This is a genomic window from Leucobacter chironomi DSM 19883 (assembly GCF_000421845.1).
GTDB classification, from domain to species: Bacteria; Actinomycetota; Actinomycetes; order Actinomycetales; family Microbacteriaceae; genus Leucobacter; species Leucobacter chironomi.
On sequence record NZ_ATXU01000003.1, the window covers coordinates 100748 to 126676 of the forward strand.

Below are 25929 nucleotides of genomic sequence, written 5' to 3' on the forward strand. Positions count from 1 at the left end.
GCCGCTCCGCTTCCCTCATGAAGTCGCTCATCCTCCCGGCACTCGGGCTCGCCCCGTTCGCGGCCTACGTGCTGCTGTTCCTCGCCGTGCCCACGCTGCTCGCCATCGGCAGCGGGTTCTTCGACGACGAGGGGTTCACCCTCGACAACCTGGGCGCGCTGCTCGCCCCCGCCACGCTCGAGGCGTTCGGCGCCAGCATCTGGGTGAGCGCCCTCACCGCCGCCATCGGCGCGGTCGTGGGAGCGGTGCTCTGCTGGGCCCTCGCGGCTCTGCCCGAGACGGGGCCGCTGCGCCGGGTCGTCGACTCCGCCAGCTCCGTGCTGGCGCAGTTCGGCGGCGTCATGCTCGCGTTCGCGTTCATCGCGACCATCGGCATCCAGGGCATCGTCACGGTGCTGCTGCGCGAGCGGGGCGGGGTCGACATCTATTCGGGCGGCGTCTGGCTCTACGAGTTGCCCGGCCTCATCCTGCCCTATCTCTACTTCCAGGTGCCCCTCATGGTCATCACCTTCCTGCCCGCCGTCAGCGCACTGCGGCCGGGTTGGGCGGAGGCGGTCGCCACCCTGGGCGGATCGAGCGGCGCGTACTGGCTGCGGGTCGGCCTGCCGGTGCTCGCGCCCGCGTTCCTCGGCTCGCTGCTGCTGCTGTTCGCCAACGCGTTCTCGTCGTACGCGACCGCGGCGGCGCTCATCAGCCAGGGCTCGCAGATCGTGCCGCTGCAGATCCGCGCCGCCCTCATCGGCGAGACCGGCGGCAGCAGCGCGAGCACGGCGGGCGCCCTCGCGCTCGGCATGATCGTCGTGATGACCGCGGTGATGCTCGTCTACGGGCGGCTTATGGCGCGCGCCGCGAGGTGGCAGCGATGAGCGCGCGAGTGCCCGGGCGCCCCTCGCCCGTCGCCGCCCGCATCGTCGTCGCGGTCGTCGGCGGCCTCTTCCTGATCCCGCTGGTCGCCATGCTCGAGTTCACCCTGCGGCAGACCGCCGGCGGCTACGGCCTCGAGCACTGGGCGGCGCTGTTCGATCCCGAGAACGCGCGCAGGTACCGCACGCTGTTTCAGGGCATCGGCAACTCCTTCGCGCTCGCAGCCATCGCACTCATGATCGTGCTCGTGCTGTTCTTCCCCACGATCGTGCTGGTGCACCTGCGCTTCCCGCGCCTCGAGCGCGCGCTCGACCTGCTCACCGTGCTGCCGATCGCGATCCCCGCGATCGTGCTCGTCGTGGGTTTCGCACCCGTCTACCGGGTGATCGGGCAGCTGCTCGGGTCGGGGGTCTGGACGCTGGGCCTCGCCTACGGCGTGCTCGTGCTGCCGTTCGCGTACCGCGCCATCGTGGCCGATCTGCAGGGCATGGACGCCCGCACCCGCGCCGAGGCCGCGCGGTCGCTCGGCGCGGGCTGGGGCACCGTGCTCGTGCGGGTCATCGCGCCGGGGGTGCGGCGAGGCCTGCTCGCGGCATCGCTGCTCACCATCGCGATCGTGCTCGGCGAGTTCACCGTCTCGTCGCTGCTCAACCGCACGACCCTGCAGGTCGCGCTGCTGCAGGTGTCGAAGTCCGACCCGTTCGCGGCCGTCATCGTCTCGCTGCTCTCGCTCATCGGCGCCTTCGCCGTGCTGCTCGCGGTGAGCAGCACCGGCTCGGCGACGCGGCGACGCGCGCGACGCGTCGGCGGCCCCGTCGCGGGCGCGCTCGCCGCACCCGGCGCCCTGGCCGCGCCAGCCCCAGTTTCCGCCACCGCCAAGGAGTCCTGACGTGCCCACCGATCCCTCGAACACCGGTTCCTCGGTCCGCCTGGAGCGGGTCGCCAAGTCCTACGGTTCCACCACGGTGCTGCACGGCGTCGACCTCGAGCTCGCCCCCGGCGAGCTGATCTGCCTGCTCGGCCCCTCGGGCTGCGGCAAGACGACCGCGCTTCGCTGCATCGCCGGGCTCGAGTCGGTCTCGGGCGGCCGTGTGCTCATCGGCGACGACGACGTCACGGGGGTGCCCGTGAACCGCCGCGACATCGGCATGGTCTTCCAGCAGTACTCGCTCTTCCCCCACCTCACGGTGGCGCGCAACGTCGAATTCGGCCTTGAGATGCGGCGCGTACCGAGGGCCGAGCGGTCGGCGCGCAGCGCCGACATGCTCGACATCGTGGGCCTCTCGCACCTCGCCGAGCGCTTTCCGCATGAGCTGTCGGGCGGCCAGCAGCAGCGCGTGGCGCTCGCCCGCGCACTCGTCACCCGGCCGCGGGCCCTGCTGCTCGATGAGCCGCTCTCGGCGCTCGACGCCAAGGTGCGCGTGCGGCTGCGCGAGCAGATCCGGCTCATCCAGACCGAGCTCGGCATCACGACCGTGTTCGTCACCCACGATCAGGAGGAGGCGCTCGCCGTCTCGGACCGGGTCGCCGTGATGGAGGGCGGTCGGATCGCGCAGCTCGGCACGCCCGAAGAGCTCTACCGCCGCCCCGCGTCGCCCTTCGTGGCCGACTTCGTGGGGCTCTCGAACCAGGTCGACGGCCGGCTCGAGGGCGACCGGGTGATCGTGCGCGGCGCCGAACTCCCCGTCGTGGGGACGCCCGCGACCGGCGGCGCCGAGGTGCGGGTCTACGTGCGCCCGGAGCACGTGCGGCTCGGGGCCGGCTCCCAGCGGGGCGCGGGGCAGCTCGACGCAGTGGTGGTGTCGAGCGGATTCCTCGGGCCGATCCGCCGCACCATCGTGCAGTTCGCAGACGGTGACACGCTCGCAGTGCAGCACGGCGCCGAGGCGGCCTACGGGGCGGGCGACCGGGTGCGGGTGTCGTTCGCCGCGGAGCCCGTGACGGTGGCGCCGCGGAGCTGATCGATGCGCCGCGCGCCCGCGGTGCGGGTGCGGCTCCGGTGCGACCTCGGAACTCCGCGGTCGCACCGGAGCCGGATCCCTCACCGGCGCTGCTCGAAGAAGCCGCGCAGCAGCGCGACGCTCTGCTCGGCCCGTACCCCCGCGACAACCTCCGGCACCGGGTGCGGCAGGCGGCCGTCGCGCAGCAGATCGTAGACGCTGCCCGCGGCGCCCGCCTTCTCGTCCCACGCGCCGAACACGACGCGCGGCACGCGCGCGGCGAGGATCACGCCCGCGCACATCGCGCAGGGTTCGAGCGTGACCACGAGCGTGCAGCCGTCGAGCATCCGGTCGCCGCGCAGGCGCGCGGCCTCGCGGATGGCAATGATCTCGGCGTGGCCCGTCGGATCCGGATCGCTCTCGCGGGCGTTGCGGCCCGTGGCGAGCACCGCGCCGTCCGCGTCCAGCACCACCGCTCCCACCGGGATCTCGCCGGCGTCGGCCGCGCGCCGCGCCTCGGCGAGCGCGAGATCCATCGTGGCGACGTCGCGCTGTGATGGAGGGATGGTGGTCACGGCAATAGAATAGGCGCATGCGAGTCTTCGTTGCGGACCACCCCCTGATCACCCACAAGCTGACGGTGCTGCGCGACAAGAACACTCCGCAGCCCACCTTCCGGCTGCTCATCGAGGAGCTGATGACGCTGCTCGCGTACGAGGCGACCCGCGAGGTGCGCGTCGAACCGCACGCGATCGAGACCCCCGTCTCCCCGACCACGGGCGTGCGCCTCAGCGAGCCGCTACCTCTCATCGTGCCCATCCTGCGCGCCGGCCTCGGCATGCTCGAGGGCATGGTGAAGCTCGTGCCCACGGCCGAAGTCGGCTTCCTAGGCATGGTGCGCGATGAGCAGACGCTCGAGCCCACCACCTACGCCGAGCGCCTGCCCGAGTCGCTCGCGGGCCGCCAGTGCTTCGTGCTCGATCCCATGCTGGCGACGGGCGGATCGCTCGCCGCCGCGATCGAGTTCCTGTTCGAGCGCGGCGCCGACGATGTGACGGCGATCTGCGTGCTCGGCACCCCCGAGGGGGTCGAGGTGATCCGCAAGGCCGCGGGCGACCGTCAGGTGACGCTCGTGCTGGGCGCACTCGACGAGGGCCTCGATGAGCACGCCTACATCGTGCCCGGTCTCGGCGACGCCGGTGACCGCCTCTACGGCACCGTCGACCACTAGCGGGTCGGTGGCGCGGCCGGTTCGGCCGCTACCCGGATCCGGCCCCGCGCACCAACAGCATCAGCCCGCGCGACCGCGCAACCGGGGCGCTCAGTCGACTGCAGCTTCGGGGCGCCGCACGAGCTCGATCACGAGCAGCACGGCGAGCCCGCCGACGAGCGCAGCGACGACGACTCCGGTCGTGAGCGGGCGCACCAGGCACACGACGAGCCCGGCGGCCAGCGCCACACCCCAGCGCAGCGCCTGCTGCCAGCGCTCGACCCAGACCCCGAACCGCCCCGTGGTGAGGGCGTGACGGGCAGCGACGCCGCGCGCCGCCCCCGCGCCGGAGACGGCGAGCCCCCGCAGCTTCGTCGGCAGGCCGCCCGGACCGGCGAACCAGCTCACGACGATGAGCGAGATCGCGACCGTGAGCACCGCGACGGCGATCTGGGAGATCGGATCGAGGACGGCGGTCACTACCGCGCCGACCGCACCCGACGACAGCTCGGTCGCCGCGGGGAGGAGCACCCCCGTTGCACCGAAGCCGGTGAGGAGGACGCCCATGCCGATCGTGAGCCCGAGTGCCGCGCCGAGCACCGCGCGGCGCCGGTTGCGGGCGACGAGCACCCCGGTTGCGAGCAGTGCGATGGCCGCCCAGGGCAGCCAGGCGGTGCCGGTGACCGCAGCGCGATAGCCGAGTTGGGCGTTGCGGAGGTCGACGTCGGCGGCGATCGGCACGACCACGTCCACCTCCGGGATCTGCGCCGCGAGCGAGAAGCCCTGGGCGAGCAGCGCGCGCTTCACCTCGGCGAGCACGGGCGCGAGATGCACGCCGAGCGATCCGTCGCGCCCGATGGTGAGCGACGCTCCCTCCTCGCCGGCGAGGGTCCTGACGAGTTCGGAGTGGGTGAGGCGCAGCGCCGAACGCCAGAGGTTGATGAAGGCCTGCGACTCGACGAGGTCAGTCACCGTGGTGCGCACCAGGTTCGAGAGCCCCGCGTTGATCGGTGCTTCGAACAGGCGCAGCGCCGCGACAGCTCGGTCGTTCACGTCGAGCGACGCGATGCCGTCGATGAGCGAGGCGGTCAGCGCCGGGATGTCGATCTCGCGCTCGATCGCCGCCACGAGCTGGTCGGTGACGAGCGCCTGCACTTCGGGGTCCTCGGCGAGCGGTGCGTACCTGGCGACGAAGACCTCGGTGTCGGTGAGCTGCGCGTGCGCGGAGGCGCCGACCACCGCGATCGGCGCGAGGATCGCGGCGATGACGATGAGGAGCCCGAGACGAAGGCGCGCCAGAAGCGAGCGGTGCGCGGCGGTGCCGCTTCGGCCGCAGCGGTGCCGCTGGCGGCATCGGCAGGGTGCTCGGCAACGTGCTCCGCCGCGTCGAGTCGCGCGCGGAGCGCCCGGTTCTCGGCCTCCGCCGCCGCGAGCTGCTGCAGCAGCCCGGAGTCCGTCCGCTCGGTCTTGTCGGCCATGGCTCTGCTCCCTGCGCTGCGGTCACATCGTCGTGCCGCCCGGCGTCGCGAGCCCGGTCGTCTCGCGATCGCGCTGGCACCGCGCATCTACGATATCGCTATGCGGGCGGCGGGCACGCGGGATGCCGCACCCGTGCCCGGTCTCGGAGACTGCGACCTCGGTATATTGATGAGCAGATCCCCGCACGGCTGCACTCCGGCGCCGCGGCCGGAACGAAGGGATAGAGCATTGCGGTCCAACTCTCTCGGAGCGCTGCACGCATGAGCGCGCTGGCAATCGCGACCACGGCGTTCGTCATCGTCGAGTACATCGTGAAGGTCGTCGCCATCGGCGTCGTGCCCACGAACCGGAAGCCGTCCTCCTCGACCGCGTGGCTGCTGCTCATCCTCTTCGTGCCGCTCGTTGGCGTGCCGCTCTTCCTCATCATCGGCAGCCCGTACGTCGGCGGCCGCCGGGCCCGCATCCAGGCCCAGGCCAATCTGCTCCTCGCCGAGGGCACCGAGCGCGTGCCGCGCGTGCCGGAGTCGGCGACGGTCTCGGAGCCGCTCGCCGCAGTCGTCGAGCTTTCGCGCGTGCTCACCGCGCTGCCGATGGTCACCGGCGTAAACCACGGCGTGCTCACGGACTACCGGGAGAGCATCGACCGCATGACCGACCTCGTCGAGTCGGCGACGGAATCGGTGCACGTCGAGATCTACATCATGGCGCGGGACGAGACGACGGAGGGGTTCTTCCGCGCACTCGAAGCCGCCGCTGCGCGAGGCGTGCAGGTGCGGGTGCTCCTCGACCACATCGGTTCCCGGAAGTACGCCGGCTTCCGCCGCATGCTCGCCCGCATGACCGAGGCCGGCATCGAGTGGCACCTCATGCTGCCCTTCCTCCCGCTCGAACGGCGGATGCGGCGCATCGACCTCCGCAACCACCGCAAGCTGCTCGTCGTCGACGGCGTCAGGGCCGTCATGGGCTCGCAGAACATGATCGAGGCGCACTACGGCTCGCCGAAGAACCTCGCCGCCGGGCGGCTCTGGCACGACATCACCGTCGAGCTCAGCGGGGAGATCGTGTCGTCGCTCGAAGCGGTGTTCGCGGTCGACTGGTACACGGAGAGCGGCGAGTACATCGAGGTGCACGCCTACCGCGGCGCCCACGACGCCACGCATCCGCGACTCCTCCCCTCCGTGCACGAGACCGCGGGCGAGATCGGCGGCCCGGTGAACGCGGTGCAGCTCGTCCCCTCGGGGCCGGGCTTCCGCACCGAGCCGAACCTCCGCGTCTTCACCTCGCTCATGTACCTCGCGAAGCGCAGACTCGCGATCGTCAGCCCGTACTTCGTGCCCGACGAATCGCTGCTCGCCGCGATCACCACGGCCGCGCAGCGCGGCGTCGACGTCGAGCTCTACGTCAGCGAGGCCGCCGATCAGTTCATGGTGGATCGCGCGCAGTCGTCGTACTACGCCACCCTCCTCGACGCCGGCGTGCGGATCCTCCGCTACCCGGCCCCGGCGGTGCTCCACACGAAGTGCTTCCTCGTCGACGACGAGTGCGCCGTGCTCGGCTCGTCGAACATGGACATGCGCTCCTTCGGGCTGAACTACGAGATCAGCCTGCTCGCGACCGGCGGCGACCTTGTCACGCAGGTTCGCGATCTCATCGACGGCTACGCCGCCCAGAGCACCGAGCTCGACCTCGAGAGCTGGGGCTCGCGCTCGCTCGCGAGACGCTACACCGAGTCCGCGATGCGACTCACCTCGGCGCTGCAGTAGCGGCGACCGCGCGAGTCCCGACAGGGCCGCGCGGTCGCTTCGCACTCCGTGCGCCACCGAATGTCTCCCGTAACCTGGCGTCATGTCTTGACACACAGGGTCGCACTTTGCTTAACTGTGCCTCATGCATGAGACCATTCGCACCCAGTCCGCCTTCGAGGTGAACTTTGGGCTGACCGGCATGATGATGGCCGGTCGCGGTGTCATGCGCTGTCGAATGTGCATGTGAACGACTGCTGAACCTCGTTCGCCCCGCCGGTCCGTCCGGCACCCGCGTGAATCCACGAGCCCCGCGTCGATCCCCGGATCCGCTGCTCGATTCGCACCCCGCGAGCACCGCGCCCCACGGCCGGCTCGCAGCATCGCACCTCGCGGCCCACGGGCCGCACCGCCGCGCTCCACTCCCGAGCACCGCTCACCCGCGCGCGGCACGACAGCCTCGAAGGACATCATCATGAACGCCACCACCGCCCAGACCCTCCGCTCGGCCCGCCCCGATCTCACCGCCGACCTCCCCGTGCAGGCCGCGCCCGAGCGCAACGTGCCCGAGGGCACCGAGGTGCGGGGCTTCGCCCTGTACGTGGGCCTCGCTGACGACAAGATCGCCGACGGCGATCCCCGGCTCGGCGCCATCGTCACCCGCATCAAGCAGCTCGTCGCCGAGCTCGCCCCGGCGGCCGACACCTACGCCGCGGTGGCGCTCGCACCCGTGGGCACGGGCGGCCGCGACGTCGACGTGGTGCGGCTCGCCCTGGGCGATCCGGCCGCGCACGCCCGCCAGAAGCAGCACGAGGCCGACACCGAGGACCGCGTCGCCGCCGGCGTCGTGCTCGATCTCTCCCGCAAGCGGGTGCTGCTCGACAACGTGCCCGCCGCCCTCACCTTCCGCGAGTTCGAGCTGCTGCAGTACCTTGTGCTGCGCGAAGGCCGCACCATCAGCCGCGAGGAGCTCATCACCGGACTCTGGAGCGACGCCCCCGCCGCCGAGGTGCCGAGCGAGCGCACCATCGACGTGCACGTGCGGCGCCTGCGGGTGAAGCTGGCTCAGTACCAGGACATCGTGCGCACGGTGCGCGGCACCGGCTACCGCTTCGACCGTCACGCGGACGTCTCGATCCTGCACACCGCGGCGCCGAGCCCCGACGCGTTCTGAGCCCGGCGCGAGCCGCCAAGGCCCCTGAAAGCCCGCTGCCGATCGCGAGACCCGCACGCATCCGCGCGCTCCGATGCTTCCCGCCGCGGGTCGGCCTGCGGTAACGTCGTTACACACCCGCAGTTCGAAGGAGAAACCGACTATGTCCACGCTTCCTCCCGAAGGTCAGGGCGAGCAGCCCACCGGCGGCGAACCCACGAGCATCCCGCCGACCGGCGCCCCGGGCGAGCCCCCGACGGCCCCGCCCGCACCCCCTGCGAACCCCGCCGAGTCGGCGTCGCCGCAGTACGAGGCGCCGCAGCCGCCTCCGGCGCCGCAGTACGCTCCGCCGCAGCCCCAGTACCAGGCACCGCCGGCAGCAGGTCAGGCACCGCCGCCCGGCGGCTACCAGCAGCCGGGCCCGGCTTATCAGCAGCCGGTCGCGGATCCGCTGAACAACGTCACGCTGAACTACTGGCTGTCGGTGTTCTTCACCTGGATCCCGGCGCTCATCTTCTTCCTCATCGAGAAGGACAAGGGCGATGCGAAGGCTTACGCGTTCCACCGCGACAACCTGAACTTCTCGCTGATCCGCACCGGCATCTACGCCATCGCCATCATCTGCGCGTGGATCCCGTACCTGAACTTCATCGTGGTGCCGCTCGCGTGGATCGCGCAGATCGTGTTCTTCGTGTTCCACATCATCGCTGCGGCGAAGGCCCCCGAGGCCTACCGCCGCAACGAGCAGCCGCCGTTCATCTTCAACATCGCATTCGTCAAGTAAGCGGCGTCGCCTCGGAGGGCGGTCCACCGGATTCGCGGGCTTCGGCCTTGCGGGCCCGGCGGGCCGCCCTCCACGCGTTCCAGCGCTCCCAGAAGCGCGCGAGGGTCCTGCGCAGCCACCCGAGCAGTCGGCGCGCCCAGTGGTACTCGGTGCCGAGGATGGTGAGGCCGATGAACACGATGAGCCAGCCGGGGCCGGGCAACGGCACGAGGATCAGTCCCACGATCACGACGAGCACGCCCAGCACGGTGACGATGACCTTGTAGGTGGTGTTCAGCCAGGGGTTACGGCGGATGATCGCGCGCCACCGCTCCATGAAGCGTCCGAAGCGCTTGCTCAGCCGTCTGGCGCGCTCCGCGTCGCCGGCGTAGGGGTCGGACATACCGAGAGAATACGGGTTCGGGCTGGCAGCCCGCCGAAGCCGGCTGCAGGGAAACCGTGCCCCGAGCGTCCCACCACCTCTGAATCTGCCGCGAGTCGGGCCCGCAGCGAGGCGACGGCCCGCGATCGCCAGTACTGTCGGAGCATGAACTGCCCCAGCGACGGAACCACCCTGCTCATGAGCGAGCGTCAGGGCGTGGAGATCGACTACTGCCCCCAGTGCCGCGGGGTCTGGCTCGACCGCGGCGAGCTCGACAAGATCCTCGAGCGGGCGCAGGCCGAGGCCGAGGCGCTGCTCGCCTCGTCGGCGCCCGCTGCGGCACCGCAGCAGCCGGGGTATCCGCAGCAGCCTCAGGTCGCGCCGGATCCCGGATACGGTGCGCCCCGGCACGATGCACCGCGCTACGACGCGCCCCGCTACGACACCCCGCGCTACGACTCCTCGTACGGCGACCGTCGGGTCGACGACCGCCACCGCGATCCGCGCTACAAGAAGAAGAAGCCCTTCGACTTCCTCGGCGACATCTTCGACTGAGCGCACCCCTGCGCTGCAGCGCCCTGCGGCCCTGACCACGGCCGCAGCTCAGGGCGTGGATCGCAGCTCAGGCGGAGGAAATCACGGATTTCCTCCGCCTGAGCTGTGATCCACGGTGTGAACTGCGCTGAACCGGGCCGCGGCGAAGCCTGCCGGCAGTCAGTCGGCGAAGAGTTCGCCGATCTGGCCGCCCAGCTCGCGCCACTGCTGAGCCGACGACGAGGCAGCGCCTGCGGCGTCGCCCGCGGCGATGAGATCGAGCAGCGCCACATGGTGGTGCACCGTATTCGGCGCGCCGAGGCGGGAGCTGAACTTGCGGAAGAGGATGCGCTGCACGTGCGGGTCGAGCTGCGACATCACGCGCATGAGCACGGGGTTCTCGGCGTACTCGCGCAGGGCCTGGTGGAAGGTGACGTCGGCCTCGAGCACCGCTGCGGCCGACCCCGATCGGATGGCCTCCGCGAAGCGGTCGTTCATCCGCTGCAGTTCGGCGAGCTCGCCCGGCCCGATGTTCGCCACCGCCTGCTCGACGGCGAGCCGGTCGAGCGACTGCAGGATCTCGAGCGTGCGCTCGACCGATCGCGCCGTGAGCACGGTGACGCGCGTGTGCGCGCTCGGCTTCGATTCGGCGAGCCCGAGATCGACGAGACGGTTCACCGCTTCCCGCACCGGGGTGCGCGAGAGACCCAGCTGGGAGGCCAGTTCGGCGTCGCGGATGCGCGCGCCCGGAGGCAGGTCTTCGCGGATGATCGCGTCGAGCAGACGCTCGAAGGCCACGTCGCTCAGACGGCGGCGTTCGACGGTTCGCAACTGCTCCATGGTGCCTTAATGTAACGCAGTTCGCCCGCCCGCTTGCGACGACGCTCGGAGTCTGCCAAGATTCAATACATTGAATCCGATATATTGGTTTCCGTGATCGCAAGGAGGCGAGCATGACCAGTCGCACCTCCCCCGGCACCCCGACGCCGTCGGGCACCGGGCTCGTGGGCGTCATCGGCGGCATGGGGCCGCTCGCGACCGCCGACTTCTACCGGGACATCATCGCCGCGAGCCCGGCCTCGCGCGACCAGGACCACCTGCCCCTCATCATCTGGGGCGACCCCCGCATCCCCGACCGCAGCGACGCCCTCACCGCCGGCGGGGCCGACCCGACCGAGGCGATCCGCTCCGCCGCGCTCGCCCTCGTCGCCGCGGGCGCCGAGCAGCTCGTGGTCGCCTGCAACACCGCGCACATCTTCCTTGACCGCGCCCTGGCGGGCATCGACGTGCCCCTCCTCAGCCTCGTCGACGAAACCGTGCGCGTCGCCGCGGAGCGCGGAGTCGGAGGCGAGGGCGTCGCGATCCTCGCCACCGACGGCACCATCGCCTCCGGCGTCTACCAGGAGGCCTTCGCCGCCGCGGGCGTGCCCGCGTTCGTGCCGCCGGAGCCGGTGCAGCCGCGCATCATGCAGGCGATCCGCGCAGTGAAGGCCGGCGACCTCGACGCCGCGACCGCACTGCTCCTCGGCGCCGCGGCGGAGCTGCGCGAGACCGGCGCCGGAGCACTGCTCGCAGCCTGCACCGAGCTGCCCTCGGTGCTCGGCGCCGAGTTCGCGGGTCTGCCCGTGCTCGACCCGCTGACGCTCGCCGCCGAAGCCCTCGTCCGCAGCCATCAGGGGAGCCCGATCCATGCGTGACCTCGCCATCGCCCTGCCCGGCCAGCGCCGGGCTCCCGGCAACATGACCATCAGCGAACCGCCCCTCGCGAGCGGCGGGCTCGACCCGGCCGCAGACACCGAGCCGAGCGGCGCCCTCGCCGGCGCGCGCCTCGTCGTGAAGGACAACATCGACGTCGCCGGCTACATCACCACCTACGGCTCCCGCGCCTACGACCCCGCACCCGCTCCGACCAGCGCCTCCGTCGTCACGGCGCTCGTCGCGGCCGGAGCCCGCGTGGTGGGCAAGGCGAACCTCGACGAGTTCGCGTGGGGCGTCACGGGCGAGAACACGCACTGGGGCCGCATCGCGAACCCCGCGCATCCCGGGCTCACCACCGGCGGATCGAGCGGCGGCACCGCCGCCATGATCGCCGCGGGCCTCGCCGACATCGGGCTCGGCACCGACACCGCCGGATCGATTCGCATCCCGGCCGCCTGCTGCGGCGTGGTGGGTCTGCGCCCGCGCACCGGAACGGTGGCACGCGACGGCGTGCACCCGCTCGCCCCGTCGTTCGACGTGGTGGGACCGCTCGCCTGCGATACCCGGCTGCTGCGGCTGGCCTGGGAGGCGATGAGCGGCACCAGCGGCGGCGACCGGCTCGACGCCCCGCGCGTCGCAGCGATGCATCTGCCCCGCTGGAGCCCGCCCGCCACCCCCGCGCACTGGGGCCCCGTCGCTGAGATCGAAATCGATCGCGTGGCGCTCGACGCGTTCTGGACCGTCATGCACGCCGAGTCCTACCGCACCCACCGGGTGCGGTACGAGGCAGGGGCCGAGGGCTACGGGCCGGCGATCCGCGCGAAGCTCGCGACCGCCGCGGCCTCCGTCGGCGACACCGCGGTCGCGCGAGCCCGGCTCGCCGAGCACCGCGACGTATTCGCGCGCACGCTCGACGCCTACGACGCCGTGCTCGCGCCCGCACTCGGCCGGAGCATTCCCGCCGCAGGAGTCGACGAAGCCTCGATCCGCGCCGAGCTCGGATGGCCCTCGGCCCTGTTCTCCGCGCTCGACGCCGCAGTCGCCTGCGTCGGCGGCCTGCAGATCGTGGCGCGCGACGAGGCGACCGCGCTGGAATGCGCCTCACAGTTCGAAGCCGCGCTCACGCGCGGGGCACACTCGCATGCGGCGTCGCCGCAGGCAGATCGGAGCGGATCATGACCGACGAAGCACCCGAGACGACGGCGCTCATCAGCCTGCGCGGCGTCGACACCTACTACGGCGACCACCACGTGCTCAAGCAGGTCGACCTGCAGCTCGCCCCCGGTGAGGTGGTGGTGGTCGTGGGCCCCTCCGGTTCGGGCAAGTCGACGCTCTGCCGGTCGATCAACCGTCTCGAACCGATCCGCGCCGGCGAGATCAGGATCGGCGGCGAGCTGCTCCCCGAGGAGGGGCGCGCCCTCACCCGGCTGCGAGCCCGGGTCGGCATGGTCTTCCAGCAGTTCAACCTCTTCGCGCACCAGACCGTCGAGGAGAACATCATGTTCGCCCCCACCCGGGTGCGCCGCGTGCCGCGCGCCGAGGCGCGGGCCACCGCCGAGCGGCTGCTCGAACGCGTCGGCCTCACCGCCCACGCGAAGAAGCACCCGCACCAGCTCTCGGGCGGGCAGCAGCAGCGCGTCGCGATCGCCCGCGCGCTCGCCATGCAGCCCGAGGCGCTGCTCTTCGACGAGCCCACGAGCGCCCTCGACCCCGAGATGGTGCAGGAGGTGCTCGACGTGATGACCGAGCTCGCCCGTGAAGGCATGACCATGCTCGTGGTGACGCACGAGATGGGCTTCGCCCGCAAGGTGGCCGACCGCCTGCTCTTCATGGACGACGGGCGCATCGTCGAGGACACCACCCCCGAGTCGTTCTTCACCAGACCCGCATCCGCACGCGGCAGGGAGTTCCTGTCGCGCGTGCTGCAGCACTGAACCACACCCCGTCAACAACCACACAGCATCAAAGGAGAACTGTCATGTTGCACCGTACCCGTACCGCCGCGGCGCTCGCCGCTCTCGCAGCCGGCGCGCTGCTGCTCACCGCCTGCTCGGGCGGCGACTCCGGATCCGCCGCCGCAGAGGCGCCCGCCGTCGCGAGCTCCACCGACTTCCCCGAGGGCTCCACCATGGCGCGCCTCGCCGAGGCCGGCACCGTCACTATCGGCACCAAGTTCGACCAGCCGCTCTTCGGCCTGAAGGGGCTCGACAACCAGCCCACCGGCTTCGACGTCGAGATCGGCAAGATCATCGCCGGAGAGCTCGGCATCCCCGCCGACAAGATCAACTTCATCGAGACGAACACGAAGGTGCGCGACGAGGCCGTGATGTCGGGCAAGGCCGACATGGTCATCGCCACCTACATGATCACCGAGGAGCGCCAGGAGCGCGTCACCTTCGCGGGCCCCTACTACAACGCGGGCACGCTCACCATGGCCCTCGCCGACAACGACGCCATCACCGGTATCGAGTCGGTGGGCGACGCCTCGGTGAAGGTGTGCGGCGCCACCGGATCCGCCGACCTCGACGCCATCTCCGAGCACCTCGCCGACCCCGCCGCCCAGCTCGTGCTCTTCGACGTCTACTCGAAGTGCGCCGATGCGCTGCGCACCGGCCAGGTCGACGCGATCGCGGCCGACAGCACCATCCTGCTCGGCCTCGCCGACGAGGCCGACGGCGAGTTCAAGATCGTGGGCGAGTCGTACCTCGACCAGCTCTTCGGCATCGGCATCACCAAGGGCGACGTCGAGTTCTGCGAGTTCATCGACGACACCCTCAACGCCGCGGTCGAGGACGGCCGCTTCGCCGAAGCCTGGAAGCGCACGGCCGGCACGGTCGTGCCGGAAGTGCCGTCGCTGCCCGAGTTCATCGCCTGCGCGTAACGCTCCGCCGACGCGCGGACGACGCGCACTGATCTGAAGGGACCTCGACGTGTCCGTCATCTTCGACAACCTGCCGCTCTTCGGCGAGGGGATGCTGCGTACGCTGAGCATCTGCCTGTGGGGCGGCCTCGGGGCGCTCGTGCTCGGATCGCTGCTCGCCGTCTGCTCGGTGACCCCGGTTCCGATCCTCAACCGGATCGGAACCGGGTGGGTCGCCACCATGCGCAACGTGCCGCTCGCCGTCGTGCTGTTCTTCTTCGCCTTCGGCCTGCCCGAGATCGGCGTGCGCGGTTCGTACTTCTGGTTCGGCACGAGCGCGCTCGCGGTCTACACGGCCGCCTTCGTCTGCGAGGCGCTGCGCAGCGGCATCAACGCGGTGCCGATCGGGCAGGCCGAGGCCGCCCGCGCGCTGGGGGTCGGCTTCGGCACGACGCTCTCGCAGATCCTGCTGCCGCAGGCGTTCCGCGCAGCCGTGCCACCGCTTGCGAACACCTCCATCGCCATGATCAAGGACTCGGCGCTCGTCGGCGCGATCGGCGTGGGCGGCGACCTGTTCAGCGTGGCCGACACCCTTGCGGCCACGCGCGGTCTCGACGTCATCCCGGTGCTCGGCGGCGTCGTGATCGGCTACCTGCTCATCATCGCACCCACCAGTGCGCTGTTCTCGCTCGCAGAACGAAAGGCGGTCCTCCGATGACCGGTTCGCCCTCCGTGCTCTTCGACAGGCTCGGCCCGCGGGGCCGCCGCCGCACGCACATCATCACCGCCGTCGTGGGGGCCGCGCTGCTCTCGGTCGCCGCCTACGTGGGCGTGCGTCTGCAGCAGTCGGGGCAGCTCGAAGCCCGGCACTGGTCCCCTCTGTTCAACCCCTTCGACCCGCAGTTCACGACCGTCTGGAAGTTCCTGCTCGGCGGGCTCGGCAACACGGCCTCGGCCGGCGCGATCTCGATCGTGCTGGGCCTCGCCATCGGCACGGCGCTGGCGCTGCTGCGGGTGACCGCCCTGCCCTGGTACCGCTGGTGCATCGTGGGTGTCACCGAGTTCTTCCGCACCGTGCCCGTGGTGATCTCGATCTTCTTCGCCTCGCGGGCGCTGCCGGTGATCGGCGTCGACCTGCCGCTGCTGTGGTACCTCGTGATCGGGCTCACCATCTACAACTCGGTGGCGATCTCCGAGATCGTGCGCGCCGGCATCCACGCGGTGCCACGGGGCCAGACCGAGTCTGCCCTCGCCCTCGGCCTGAGCCGCGGCCGCGCGCTGCGCAGCATCGTGCTGCCGCAGGCGTTCCGCATCATGCTGCCCTCGCTCATCGCGCAGCTCGTGATCGTGGTGAAGGACACCGCGCTCGGCTTCATCATCGGCTTCGAGGAGCTGCTGCGCCGCGGCGAGATCGCGGTGCAGTCGCTCGGCAACCCGCTGCAGATGTACCTGCTCATCGGCGCGATCTTCTTCGTCGTGAACGGACTGCTGTCGTGGCTCGCCCGCGCCACGGAAGCGCGCCTGCGGGGTGCAGCGCCTACTCGGCGACGAGCGCTCCCCCGGCGAGTCGCCGCACCACGCCCGTGAGGTGATCGACGCCCGCGAGCAGATCCTCGTCGCGGGTGAACTCGTTCAGGTTGTGCGAGACGCCGTCGACGCTCGGCACGAAGAGCATGACGGTGGGCGCCTGATCCTTCATGTTGGTCGAGTCGTGCCCCGCCACGGTCATCACCCGGTCGTGGGTGAGCCCCAGCTCCTGCGCCACCTCGCGGGCGAGTTCGAGCCCCGCTTCGGGGTACGGGTTCTGATCCCAGCTGTGCTCGGCCACGATCTCGATCTGCACGCGGTCCTCGCGCTGCACGCGCTCGACGGTCTCCATGACTCTGTCGTAGGCGGCGCTCAGCACCTCGCTGCTCGGCGAGCGCAGATCGAACAGCAGCTGCACCTCGCTCGCCACCACCACGGGTGAGTTCGGGTAGACGTTGATCTCGCCGCAGGCCGTGTGCAGCGCGCCCGGCTCGAACTCGTCGACCAGCTCGCGGGCGGCCACGATGAGGCGTGCCGCGCCGAGCAGCGCATCGCGGCGATCCGCCATGAGCGTCGACCCGCTGTGCGCCTGCTCGCCGGTGACCTTGAACTCGAACTTGCGCGCCCCCCAGGTGGCGTTCACGAGCCCGATGGTGACGCCGTCCTCCTCCATGCTGCGCCCCTGCTGCACGTGGATCTCGGCGTAGGAGGCGACCCGGGGCCCGTCGCCGCCAAACACCGCGGCGTCGCCGCGCTCCCCGATGGCGTCGAGCGCCTCCGCGACGGTCACGCCGTGCGGATCGGGCGTCGTGAGCGCGTCGGCGAGCGGCAGCTTGCCGGTGAACACCGAGCTGCCCATCATCGAGGGTTTGAAGCGCGAACCCTCCTCGTTGAACCAGTTGACGACGGCGAGGTTGCAGCGCGGCGTCTCACCCGAGGCCCGCAGCTCGTCGGCCACGCGGAAGCACGCGTGCGCCGAGGCCATGACCCCGTAGGCACCGTCGAAGCGGCCGGCGGTGGGCTGCGAGTCCATGTGCGAGCCGGTGAGCACGTAGGGCGCGCCCGGCACGAGTTCGAGCAGGCCGAACTGGTTGCCGATCTCGTCGCGCCGCACCGTGAAGCCGTGTGATTCGAGCAGCTGCGCGAACCAGGCGCGCTGCTCGCCGTCGGCGGCGCTCGCGGCCTGGCGCTCGACGCCCCCGGTGCCCTCGACGGCGCCGAAGCGGGAGTGCACGGCCCAGTCGGCGAGGAACGCGTCGTGCTGCGTGGTGGGGTGCTCCGTCATGATGGTTCCTTTCGGGAGGGCGGATCAGGATCGTGAGTCGAAGGTGAACTCGCCGCCGAGCACGGTGGCGACCACGTCGATCCGCGCGATGCTCGGTGCGGTGAGCGGCGAGTCCGAGAATACGGCGAAGTCGGCGAGCTTGCCGCGTTCGAGGGTGCCCTTGTCGGCGATCTGGCCGGTCGCCCGCGCCGCCCACTCGGTGTGCGTGCGCAGCGCCTCCTCGGGAGTGAGCGCCTCGGCGGCGCCGAGCGCGGCGCCGCTCTCGGTGAGACGGTCGACCGCGGACTGCATGCCGCGGCGCAGGTTGTTGTCGGCGACCGGCAGGTCCGAGGATCCCGCGAGCACGACGCCGGCGTCGACCACGCTGCGACCGCGGTAGAGCCAGTCGGCGCGCTCGGGGCCCACGCGATCCGCCATCTGATCTCCGATGGGGCCGATGAAGCCGGCCTGCGGCGTCACCGCGATGGCGAGCCGGCCGGCGCGCTCGACCTGATCGGGGCGGGCGATGCCGAAGTGCTCGATGCGGCAGGGGGCGGCGAGGCGCCCGTAGCGCTCCTGGGCCTCCTCGATGAGGTCGAGGGCGAGGTCGATGGCGGCGTCGCCGATGGCGTGCAGGGCCAGCGGCCAGCCGGCGCGGTAGGCGCCCAAGGCCCGCTCGCGGTAGCTCTCGGGCTCGTCGAGCAGGTAGCCGCGGTTGTGATCGTGGCCGCAGAAGTCTTCGGTGACGGCGGCGGTCGCGCCGAGCAGCGAGCCGTCGAGGAACACCTTGACGTGCCCGAAGCGCACGGCGTCGTCGCCGAAGCCGGAGCGGATGCCGAGGTCGAGCCCGCGGCCCCGGCCCTCGCCGTGGAAGTCGGCGGCGTGGCCCGCGATGGGGCGCAGCGCGTCGATCGCGGGCATGAGCTGGGCGCGGGCGTGCAGGCGGCCGCGCTCGGCGGCGGCCTGGTAGGCGGCGACCTCGACGGGGCTGTGGCCGATCCAGCCGCCGCCGACCCCGGCCTCGGAGAAGCTCGTGATGCCTTCGGCGGCGTAGCGGCGGGTGGCCGCGTCGAGGGCCTCGACGAGGCGCTCGGTGGAGTAGGGCAGCAGCAGCGCCTGCACGAGGCCCTGCGCCGCCTCTTCGACCAGCCCCGTCGGAGCGCCCTCGGCGTCGCGCACTACGACGCCGCCCACCGGGTTCTCGAAGCCGGGTTCGAGCGCGCCGACGAGGCGCAGCGTGGCCGAGTTCGTGATCGACGCGTGGCCCGAGGTGTGCCGCAGGTAGAGGGGGCGCGCGCCGGTGATCTCGTCGAGGCGCGCGAGATCGGGGAACGCGCCGCCGTGGTGGGCCTGATTGAACCCGGTGCCGTGCACCCACGCCTCGGCGTCGCCGAGCTCGTCGAGCCGGGCGACCTCGGCCTCGATCAGCGCATAGAGCTCGTCGAGGCCGCGCGCACGGGCGAGGTCGATCGAGGCGAGGCCGAGACCCCACCAGGCGGTGTGGCAGTGGGCGTCGATGAGTCCGGGTGTGACGACGGCGTCGCCGAAGTCGACCCTGCGCTCGGCGTCGAGCCCGGCGATCTGCTCGTCGAAGCCGGCGATGCGGCCGCCGAGCACACCCACGGCGCGGGCGGTGGGACGCGCCGTGTCCATGGTGAGGATCTCGCGTGCGGTGAGGATCAGGTCGAGCTTCATGGTGCGGGCTCCTTGGGCTGTCGAGCGGTCGGCGGGGCGGGAGGACGGGCCCTCAGCCCGCGATCTCGTCGGAGGCGGGCGGCATGACCTCGCTGCTGATGAGCACGTGGATCAGGGCCGGGGCGTCTGCCGCGAGGGCGCGGTCGAGGGCGGGAGCGAACTCCTCGGTGGTCTCGACGCGCTCGCCGTGCCCGCCGAAGGACTGCATCCACGCCGCGAAGTCGGGGTTGGCCATGCGGGTGCCGGAGGGGCGTCCCGGGTAGTGCTTCTCCTGGTGCTGCACGATCGTGCCGTAGATGCCGTTGTCGACCACGATCACGAGCGGCTTGCCGCCGTGCGCGATCGCGGTGGCGATCTCCTGCCCGTTCATGAGGAAGTCGCCGTCGCCGCAGACGGCGACCGCGCGACGGTCGGGGAACGCGAGCGAGGCGGCGACCGCGCCCGGCACGGCGAGCCCCATCGCGCCGTTGCGGGCGCCGACGAGGCTGGCGGGCGCGAGGTGCCGCACGAAGCGGTGCGCCCAGATGGTCGCGTTGCCGGCGCCGAAGGCGAGGATCGCCTCGCCGTTCAGGCGCTCGTCGAGCTCGCCGAATGCGACGCCGAGATCGACCCCCGCGTCGGCGAGCGCGCCGGGCACGGAGGCGTCGGCGCGGGGCTCGGCGAAGCGGGCCTGCGCGGCGGCGCGGCCGGTGAGCCAGGCGTCGTCGCGGGCGCCGCGCGCAGCGGCCGGCTCGGTCGCCGTGAGCGCGCTCGTGAACGCGGCCGGGGTCGAGACGATCTGCTGGTCGATGCGGCCGGCGTGGGCCTTGCCCTCGGGATCTCCGGTGACCAGCACCGTCTGCGCGTCGAAGCCGAGCGTGTAGCCGTCGCTGAGCACGTCGGCGCGGCCGCAGCCCACGAAGACGAGCAGGTCGGCCTGCGCGTAGCCCTGCGCGACGGCGTCGGCGCGGCCGTAGCCGAGCCAGCCGGCCCAGGCCCCGCTGTCGTGGGGCACCGCGTCGTAGGCGCGCCAGTCGGCGAACACCGGCACCCCCGCCGCTGCGGCGTAGGCCGCCAGCTCGTCGCCGCAGCCCGACTGCCAGCCGTCGCCGCCGACCACGAAGGCGGGACGGGCGGCGCGGGCGAGGCGGTCGGTGAGCACCGCGATCTCCGATGCGGCGGGCGTCGGGGCGGGCGCGGTGGTCGGCCCCGCGACCGGGGCCTCGGTGAGCTCGACCAGCAGGTCTTCCGGCAGTCCCACCACGACGGGGCCGGGCCGGCCGGCCGCGGCGATCCGCATCGCCTCGTCGACCAGCTCGCCCGCACGGTCAGGCGAGTCGATCGTGATCACGCGCTTGGCGGTCGTGCCGAACCAGCCCGCGAGGCTGAACTCCTGGAACGACTCGCGCTCGCGGTCGGCGACCGGGATGAGGCCGACGAAGAGCACGAGGGGCGTCGCATCCTGCCACGCGGTGTGGATCGCGATCATGGCGTTCGCGGCGCCGGGGCCGCGGGTGACCATCGCGATGCCCGGCCGCCCCGTGAGCCGCCCTTCGGCGAGCGCCATGAAGCCGGCGCCCCCCTCGTGGCGGCACACGACGGTCTCGATCACCGAGTCGTGCAGGCCGTCGAGCACGTCGAGGTAGCTCTCGCCGGGCACGGCGTAGACGCGCTCCACGCCGTGCGCTTCGAGTGTGCGCACGATCAGGTGTCCGGCGGACTGCGACATGGTTCGTTCCTCTCGGGGGACTGCAGGGATACGGGTGGGATGCGGGTGGCGGGTCAGTGCTTGAAGCCGGGAAGCTTCACGCTCAGGCCCGGGGCGATGGCGCCGGCGACGGCCGTGAACAGCGACAGGAAGGCGAGCATCGCCGCGGCGGGCCACCAGTGATCGCCCGCGGCCGCCACGAAACCGGTGGCGAGCAGCGGGATGAAGCCCGAGAGCATGCCTGCGGTGTTCTGCGCGAGGCCGACGCCGGTGTAGCGGGTCTTCGCGGGGAAGAGGCCGGTGAGCACGGTGCCCGAGGCGGCGTAGGGCAGCGAGAGCGCCGACACCGCGAGGGTCATCGCGATCACCACGAGCACGGGGTTGCCCGAGGAGAGCATCATGAAGGCGGGCACCGCGACCACGGCCGACAGCACGCCGCCCCACAGGATCACGCGGCTCGCACCGTACTTGGCGCCGAGGTTGCCGCCCCAGATGAGCACGAAGATCTCGACCGCTGCGGCGACCATCGAGCCGAGCAGCATCAGCGAGGAGTCGTAGCCGAGCACGTTGACGCCGTACCAGACGCAGAACGCCGTCACGAGGTAGAAGCCGCCGACGCCGAGCAGGGCCGCGGCCATGCCGACGATGATCTGCCGCCAGCTGTCGCGGAAGGTGGTGAGCACGGGGCTCTTGACGACCTCGCCCGACTCCTCCAGCTGGCGGAAGACGGGCGACTCCTCGAGCTTCGAGCGGATGTAGACGGCCACGAGCAGCAGCGGCAGCGCGATGAGGAACGGGATGCGCCAGCCCCAGGCGTCGAAGTTCTGCTGAGAGAAGACCAGCGTCATGATGAAGAAGCCGCCGGACGAGAGGATCGTGCCGATCGGGGAGCCGATCTGCGGGATCGCCGCGTAGCGGGCGCGCAGGTGCAGCGGCGCGTTCTCGACCACGATGGTCATGGCGCCCGACCACTCGCCGCCGACGAAGAGGCCCTGCAGCACGCGCAGCAGCACGAGCAGGATCGGCGCGGCGATGCCGATGGCGGCATAGGTCGGGAGCATGCCGATGAGGCCGGTCACGAGACCGATGCCGACGATCGTGATCATCAGCACCTTGCGGCGGCCGATGCGGTCGCCCATGCGACCGAAGATGATGCCGCCGATGGGGCGGGCCGCGAGGCCGACGCCGAAGGTGGCGAATGAGGCGAGCGCCGCCGCGGTGGCGTTCTCGCTCGTGAAGTACTGGACGTTGAAGACCAGCGCCGCTGCGGCACTGAACAGGAAGAAGTCGTACCACTCGAGTGCGGTGCCGATCAGAGCGCCGAGGGCGACCTTGTTGGCGTCCTTGATGCTCAGTTCCTGCGTGGCGTCGTACTCGATCGCCGACGTTCTGGTTGTCTCGCTCATGCTCTCTCTCCGTCGAGGATGCGGATCCGGATGCGGGCGCCGGTCGCGGCGGCCTCGCGTTCCAGAATCTCAAGCATTTCGCACTGTTGCAGACACAAAATGCCCCCGGATTCCCGATCATTATTGTGCATACGCACATATACTGCCTGCGTGGCCCCCGAACCCATCGATCCGCTGAGAACCGCTCATGCGTTGAGCGACACCCCCGCCCCGGGAGACCGCGAGCGCTGGTTCCAGCTGCTCGACCGCCTCGACCCCGTCGAGCTCACCGAGACCTTCCTCGCGCTCGTGGGCAGCGTCTCCGGCTACGACCCCGCACCGATCCCCATCTCCGAGTTGCGCCGCACGGGCCGCCTCTCCTTCATGACCCTCATCGACGGCCTCCGCGCCGGCGGGCTCGACGCCCCCATCCCCACCGCCACCGACGTCGGCGTCTCGCGGGCGCGCGCCGGCATCCCGCTGCCCGCGCTCATGACCGCGATCCGGCACGACTTCACCGTGCTCTGGGAGGCGCTCACCCGTGTCGCCGACGCCGACGACGCCGAACTCATCGTGCGTCACACGGGCATCGTGCTGCGCACGGTCGACGAGTACGTCGGCCAGACGCAGCGCGCCTACGCGGCGGAGCGGGAGCGCATGCGCGAGGAGCGGGCCTCCGTGCGACAGGGCCTCATCGCCTCGCTCTTCCAGGAGCCGCTGCCCGGCGGCCCGCAGCTGCAGCGCATCGCCGACGAACTCGACCTGCCCGTCGACGCCCCGCTCGTCGTACTCGCCGCCGTCGAGGAGGACATCGCTCCGCTGCGCGTCGCCGTGTCGGAGCTGGAGCGGGCGGGCGGGCGGGTCTTCACCCACCACCTCGGCGACACCCTCGTCGCCTTCGCCCGACGACTGGAGCTGCCGGGCTCGCGACTCGAAGAGCTCGGGCGCCGCCTGCTCGAGCTGCGCATCGGCGCGATGACCGCGACCGAGGGCCTCGCCGGACTCGGCCGCACCGCCGCCACCGTCCGCGAGCTCGCGCGGGTCTTCGAGCCCGGCGAAGACGGCGCCATGACGTGGAACCGGGGGTGGGCGAGGATCGCAGCCCGCAGCCTGCTCGCGGCCGGGCGCCCCGTGCTCTCCGACGTGCACACGGCGCTCGCGGGCTGCGGCGAGGCCGAGCGAGTCCGCCTCGAGGAGGCGGCGCGCAGCTACCTCCGCACGGGCAGCATCGGCGACTCGGCCGCCGAGCTGTTCTGCCACCGCAACACGCTCGCGAACCGGCTGCGGCGCTTCGCGGAACTCACGGGAGTCGACCCGACGGTGCCCGAGCAGGCGGCCCGCCTCGTGGTCGGCTGGGCCTGAGGGCCTGAGGACCTGACGGACTGAGGGCCGCGCTCAGGCACGCGCAGGAGGCGAGGATGCGCGAGACGCGCCCGAACCGATGCGATCCGCGACGATGCTGCGCAGCGCCGCCATCGACAGCTCCACCGAGGTGACGTCGATGCGCTCGTCGTTGCCGTGCACGCCCTCGCGATACCGCTCGTAGCTCCAGCCCGGGGCGAGCAGGCCGAAGCCGTAGGCCGGGATCCCGAGCTCGCGCAGCACGCGCGCATCCGATCCGCCGGCCGCCATGATGGGCACCGTGGGCGCGTCGGCCACTTCGGCGATGGCGCGCATGATCGCCCCGAACAGCGGCGTGTGCGGGCTCGACCCGGTCGCCGCCCAGCCGTGCAGATGGCGGATCTCCACCTGCTCGGCGAGCGGCCCGAGCACGGCGACGAGCAGCTCGTCGACCTCCTCGTCGCTCGTGCCGGGCAGGGTGCGGATGTCGAGGTCGATCGACGCCGACCCCGGGATGACGTTGTGGACGGATCCGGCACGCACCACGGTGGGCGAGATCGTGATCCGCGAGACCGCGTGGGCATATCCCGCGATGCCGCCGAGCTGCGGCAGGGCGCCATCGAGGCGCACGGGATCGCGCAGCCGCTCCGCGAGGACGGGGTCGTCGATGCGGGCGTCGACGAAGGCGTTCCACAGCTCGCCGAGCTGCGCCGCCGGCATCACCTCTTCGAAGCGCTGCAGCACCTCGCCCATGCGGTAGGCGGCGCTCGTCGCACCGAAGGGGATCGAGGCATGGCCGGGCTTGCCGCGCACCACGAGCCGACGTCCGGCGGATCCCTTCTCGGCGACCTCGATGGCGACGTGCCGGCCCATGCGCATGCCGCCCGACTCCGAGAGGGCCTCGGTGACGCGCACGGTCTCGGGGTGCTCGCGCACCAGCCAGTGCATGCCGAGGCTGCTGCCCGCCTCCTCATCGGCCACCGCGAGCAGCACGAGGTCGCCGCGGGGCGGCGTCGGGGCGAGCGCGACCTCGCGCAGCACGCACGCGAACGCGGCGGTGAGGTAGAGCATGTCGACGGCGCCGCGACCCCAGATCTCGCCGTCGATGAGCTCGCCGCCGAAGGGGTTGCGGGTCCAGCCGTCGGGGTCGACGGGCACGACGTCGAGGTGGCCCAGCAGACCGAGCGCCGGGGCCGTCGGGTCGGTGCCGTGCACGCGCGCGATGAGGGAGGCGCGGCCGGGCGCAGATTCGAGCACGTGGGTCTCGATGCGACCCAGTGCGATCGCGTCGGCGAGGAAGCGCTGCAGCACGCGCACGCTGCGGATCTCCTGGCCGGACGCGGGGGTGCCGTCGTTCACGCACCCCTCGCGGATGAGCGCGCGCAGCAGCTCGATCGCCTCGTCGGCGCCGCCGGATCCGCTGATCCGCTCCTCCGTCACCGTCGCACCTCCGCTCGCATCGAGGATCGGGCCTCGACCCCTTCTACCCTAGCCCCGGCACCCCTCCGCTCCCGTTTTCAGGCGTCTGAGCGTGCGGAGGAGCCGTCCGTGCATATGGGATCTGCCGTGAATATGGCGCAGGAGATGGGACCCGTCATATTTTCGGCAGAATCCATATCGACGGGCCGGGCAGGATCGGGCAGGGGCCGAGCAGGATCAGGCAGGGTTAGGCGGGGTCGCCGCCACGGCGTCGAGGATCGCCGCGATGCCCGCGCGGTAGACGGTCATGCCGTCCATCGCGAGCAGCGCGTCGCGGTGCCGGTTCACGAGCGGGTACTCGGTGAGGTTGACCGAGCCGAAGGTGCTGATCCACGGCTCGGTGCCGTCGCGCGCGGCATCGGGGTTGCGCAGCACGTCGTTCGCGAGCGCTGCGCTCTGCGAGAGCGCGAAGCCCGAGACCGCGGCGTAGGCGCGCAGCAGCTCCTCGTCGCGCAGCCCGCCCTCGGCGAGCATCTCGAGCATGAACTCGACGGCCGAGGTGTCGCCGGGCCCGCCCGGGTCGATGACGGCCCCCTCAGCCCCGATGGAGGGGTACTCGAGCGCGAGCTCGGCCGTGCGCATGAGGTGGGCCTCCAGCCGCTCGCGCCAGCTGCCCGAGCTCTCGCGCCCGGCCTCCGTGGCCCAGCCGGTGATGCGGTCGAGCGCGGCCTTGAGCAGTTCGTCCTTGTTTCGGAAGTGCCGGTACATGGCCGTGGCGTCCACGCCGAGGGCGTCGCCGAGTCGCTTGAAGGTGATCCGCGCGTGCGGTTCGTCCCGCGCCAGGCGCAGCATCGCGTCGACGATCACGCGCTGATCCAGTCGCACGCGTCGCGCGCCCGCAGCCTCCACCATCTCGACCCCTGTCGTTCGGATTCCTGACACCAGTGTAGGCCTGGGAGCCGACAGCGCCAGTGTTCTGTCAATGG

25 protein-coding genes are annotated in these 25929 nt (G+C 71.7%); 15 read left to right on the forward strand and 10 right to left on the reverse strand.

Features of this window, described 5'->3' with window-relative positions:
• The first annotated feature begins 17 nt into the window (after nt 1-17).
• The 3 genes from H629_RS0104255 to H629_RS0104265 are packed head-to-tail and all read left to right on the forward strand — an operon-like array spanning nt 18 to nt 2825.
• Nucleotides 18-866 carry an ABC transporter permease gene (locus H629_RS0104255; RefSeq protein WP_024356107.1) on the forward strand — a complete coding sequence of 283 codons (849 nt, stop codon included), beginning with the start codon at nt 18-20 and terminating at the stop codon, nt 864-866.
• Complete coding sequence (locus tag H629_RS0104260; protein WP_084705344.1) at nt 863-1753, forward strand: ABC transporter permease; 891 nt, start codon at nt 863-865, stop codon at nt 1751-1753. Before H629_RS0104255 ends, H629_RS0104260 begins: the two co-directional genes overlap by 4 nt.
• Nucleotide 1754: 1 nt before the next feature.
• Entirely contained in the window at nt 1755-2825 is a 1071-nt protein-coding gene (locus H629_RS0104265; RefSeq protein WP_024356109.1) for an ABC transporter ATP-binding protein, read from the forward strand.
• An 80-nt stretch (nt 2826-2905) separates the two neighbouring features.
• On the opposite strand, the gene H629_RS0104270 is transcribed toward H629_RS0104265, so the two are convergent.
• The gene (locus H629_RS0104270; RefSeq protein WP_338034112.1) at nt 2906-3379 is read right to left on the reverse strand and encodes a nucleoside deaminase; all 474 of its coding nucleotides are present in this window, start codon (nt 3377-3379) and stop codon (nt 2906-2908) included.
• 17 nt (nt 3380-3396) lie between these two features.
• Here H629_RS0104270 and upp point away from each other — a divergent pair, with 17 nt between their 5' ends.
• Entirely contained in the window at nt 3397-4035 is a 639-nt protein-coding gene (gene upp, locus H629_RS0104275; RefSeq protein WP_024356111.1) for a uracil phosphoribosyltransferase, read from the forward strand.
• Between the two features lie 90 nt (nt 4036-4125).
• Here upp and H629_RS13960 read toward each other — a convergent pair whose 3' ends face one another.
• Nucleotides 4126-5253, reverse strand: coding sequence for a hypothetical protein (locus tag H629_RS13960; protein ID WP_051137799.1), 1128 nt, complete (start codon nt 5251-5253; stop codon nt 4126-4128).
• 500 nt (nt 5254-5753) lie between these two features.
• Here H629_RS13960 and cls point away from each other — a divergent pair, with 500 nt between their 5' ends.
• The 3 genes from cls (at nt 5754) to H629_RS0104300 (ending at nt 9172) form a co-directional block, all read left to right on the forward strand.
• Entirely contained in the window at nt 5754-7256 is a 1503-nt protein-coding gene (gene cls, locus H629_RS0104285; RefSeq protein WP_024356112.1) for a cardiolipin synthase, read from the forward strand.
• A gap of 454 nt (nt 7257-7710) precedes the next feature.
• Nucleotides 7711-8409 carry a winged helix-turn-helix domain-containing protein gene (locus H629_RS0104295; protein ID WP_024356113.1) on the forward strand — a complete coding sequence of 233 codons (699 nt, stop codon included), beginning with the start codon at nt 7711-7713 and terminating at the stop codon, nt 8407-8409.
• Between the two features lie 142 nt (nt 8410-8551).
• Entirely contained in the window at nt 8552-9172 is a 621-nt protein-coding gene (locus H629_RS0104300; RefSeq protein WP_024356114.1) for a DUF4870 domain-containing protein, read from the forward strand.
• Here the strand turns inward: H629_RS0104300 and H629_RS0104305 are convergent.
• Entirely contained in the window at nt 9165-9554 is a 390-nt protein-coding gene (locus H629_RS0104305) for a TIGR02611 family protein (protein ID WP_024356115.1), read from the reverse strand. The two genes, H629_RS0104300 and H629_RS0104305, sit on opposite strands and share 8 nt — an antisense overlap.
• 144 nt (nt 9555-9698) lie before the next feature.
• Here H629_RS0104305 and H629_RS0104310 point away from each other — a divergent pair, with 144 nt between their 5' ends.
• On the forward strand, nt 9699-10088 hold the full coding sequence (locus tag H629_RS0104310; RefSeq protein ID WP_024356116.1) for a TFIIB-type zinc ribbon-containing protein: 390 nt from the start codon (nt 9699-9701) through the stop codon (nt 10086-10088).
• A gap of 159 nt (nt 10089-10247) precedes the next feature.
• On the opposite strand, the gene H629_RS0104315 is transcribed toward H629_RS0104310, so the two are convergent.
• Complete coding sequence (locus H629_RS0104315) at nt 10248-10907, reverse strand: GntR family transcriptional regulator (RefSeq protein ID WP_024356117.1); 660 nt, start codon at nt 10905-10907, stop codon at nt 10248-10250.
• 113 nt (nt 10908-11020) lie between these two features.
• On the opposite strand from H629_RS0104315, the gene cuyB reads away from it, so the two are divergent.
• The 6 genes from cuyB to H629_RS0104345 are packed head-to-tail and all read left to right on the forward strand — an operon-like array spanning nt 11021 to nt 16212.
• A complete protein-coding gene (cuyB, locus tag H629_RS0104320; protein WP_024356118.1) occupies nt 11021-11764 on the forward strand; it encodes a cysteate racemase in 744 nt (247 codons plus the stop codon).
• Nucleotides 11757-12944, forward strand: coding sequence for an amidase (locus tag H629_RS14440; protein WP_024356119.1), 1188 nt, complete (start codon nt 11757-11759; stop codon nt 12942-12944). Before cuyB ends, H629_RS14440 begins: the two co-directional genes overlap by 8 nt.
• Nucleotides 12941-13699, forward strand: coding sequence for an amino acid ABC transporter ATP-binding protein (locus H629_RS0104330; RefSeq protein WP_024356120.1), 759 nt, complete (start codon nt 12941-12943; stop codon nt 13697-13699). Before H629_RS14440 ends, H629_RS0104330 begins: the two co-directional genes overlap by 4 nt.
• Before the next feature lie 44 nt (nt 13700-13743).
• Nucleotides 13744-14646, forward strand: coding sequence for a transporter substrate-binding domain-containing protein (locus tag H629_RS0104335; RefSeq protein WP_024356121.1), 903 nt, complete (start codon nt 13744-13746; stop codon nt 14644-14646).
• Between the two features lie 49 nt (nt 14647-14695).
• Nucleotides 14696-15343, forward strand: a complete 648-nt coding sequence (locus H629_RS0104340; RefSeq protein WP_024356122.1) for an amino acid ABC transporter permease — start codon at nt 14696-14698, stop codon at nt 15341-15343.
• Nucleotides 15340-16212: an amino acid ABC transporter permease gene (locus H629_RS0104345; protein WP_024356123.1), complete on the forward strand. Its 873-nt coding sequence runs from the start codon at nt 15340-15342 to the stop codon at nt 16210-16212. The genes H629_RS0104340 and H629_RS0104345 overlap by 4 nt, the downstream gene beginning before the upstream one ends.
• Here the strand turns inward: H629_RS0104345 and H629_RS0104350 are convergent.
• The 4 genes from H629_RS0104350 to H629_RS0104365 are packed head-to-tail and all read right to left on the reverse strand — an operon-like array spanning nt 16163 to nt 22204.
• Nucleotides 16163-17437, reverse strand: coding sequence for a M20 family metallo-hydrolase (locus H629_RS0104350; RefSeq protein ID WP_024356124.1), 1275 nt, complete (start codon nt 17435-17437; stop codon nt 16163-16165). The genes H629_RS0104345 and H629_RS0104350 overlap by 50 nt on opposite strands.
• A gap of 24 nt (nt 17438-17461) precedes the next feature.
• Nucleotides 17462-19111 carry an amidohydrolase gene (locus H629_RS0104355; RefSeq protein WP_024356125.1) on the reverse strand — a complete coding sequence of 550 codons (1650 nt, stop codon included), beginning with the start codon at nt 19109-19111 and terminating at the stop codon, nt 17462-17464.
• A 52-nt stretch (nt 19112-19163) separates the two neighbouring features.
• Nucleotides 19164-20819 carry a thiamine pyrophosphate-dependent enzyme gene (locus H629_RS0104360; RefSeq protein WP_024356126.1) on the reverse strand — a complete coding sequence of 552 codons (1656 nt, stop codon included), beginning with the start codon at nt 20817-20819 and terminating at the stop codon, nt 19164-19166.
• Nucleotides 20820-20872: 53 nt separating this feature from the next.
• Nucleotides 20873-22204: an MFS transporter gene (locus H629_RS0104365; protein WP_024356127.1), complete on the reverse strand. Its 1332-nt coding sequence runs from the start codon at nt 22202-22204 to the stop codon at nt 20873-20875.
• Nucleotides 22205-22354: 150 nt separating this feature from the next.
• Here H629_RS0104365 and H629_RS0104370 point away from each other — a divergent pair, with 150 nt between their 5' ends.
• The gene (locus H629_RS0104370) at nt 22355-23545 is read left to right on the forward strand and encodes an RsbRD N-terminal domain-containing protein (protein ID WP_240471038.1); all 1191 of its coding nucleotides are present in this window, start codon (nt 22355-22357) and stop codon (nt 23543-23545) included.
• A gap of 33 nt (nt 23546-23578) precedes the next feature.
• Here the strand turns inward: H629_RS0104370 and H629_RS0104375 are convergent, their stop codons facing one another.
• On the reverse strand, nt 23579-24964 hold the full coding sequence (locus H629_RS0104375; protein ID WP_024356129.1) for a M20/M25/M40 family metallo-hydrolase: 1386 nt from the start codon (nt 24962-24964) through the stop codon (nt 23579-23581).
• Nucleotides 24965-25180: 216 nt separating this feature from the next.
• Nucleotides 25181-25885, reverse strand: coding sequence for a TetR/AcrR family transcriptional regulator (locus H629_RS0104380; protein ID WP_240471040.1), 705 nt, complete (start codon nt 25883-25885; stop codon nt 25181-25183).
• Nucleotides 25886-25929: the final 44 nt, after the last annotated feature.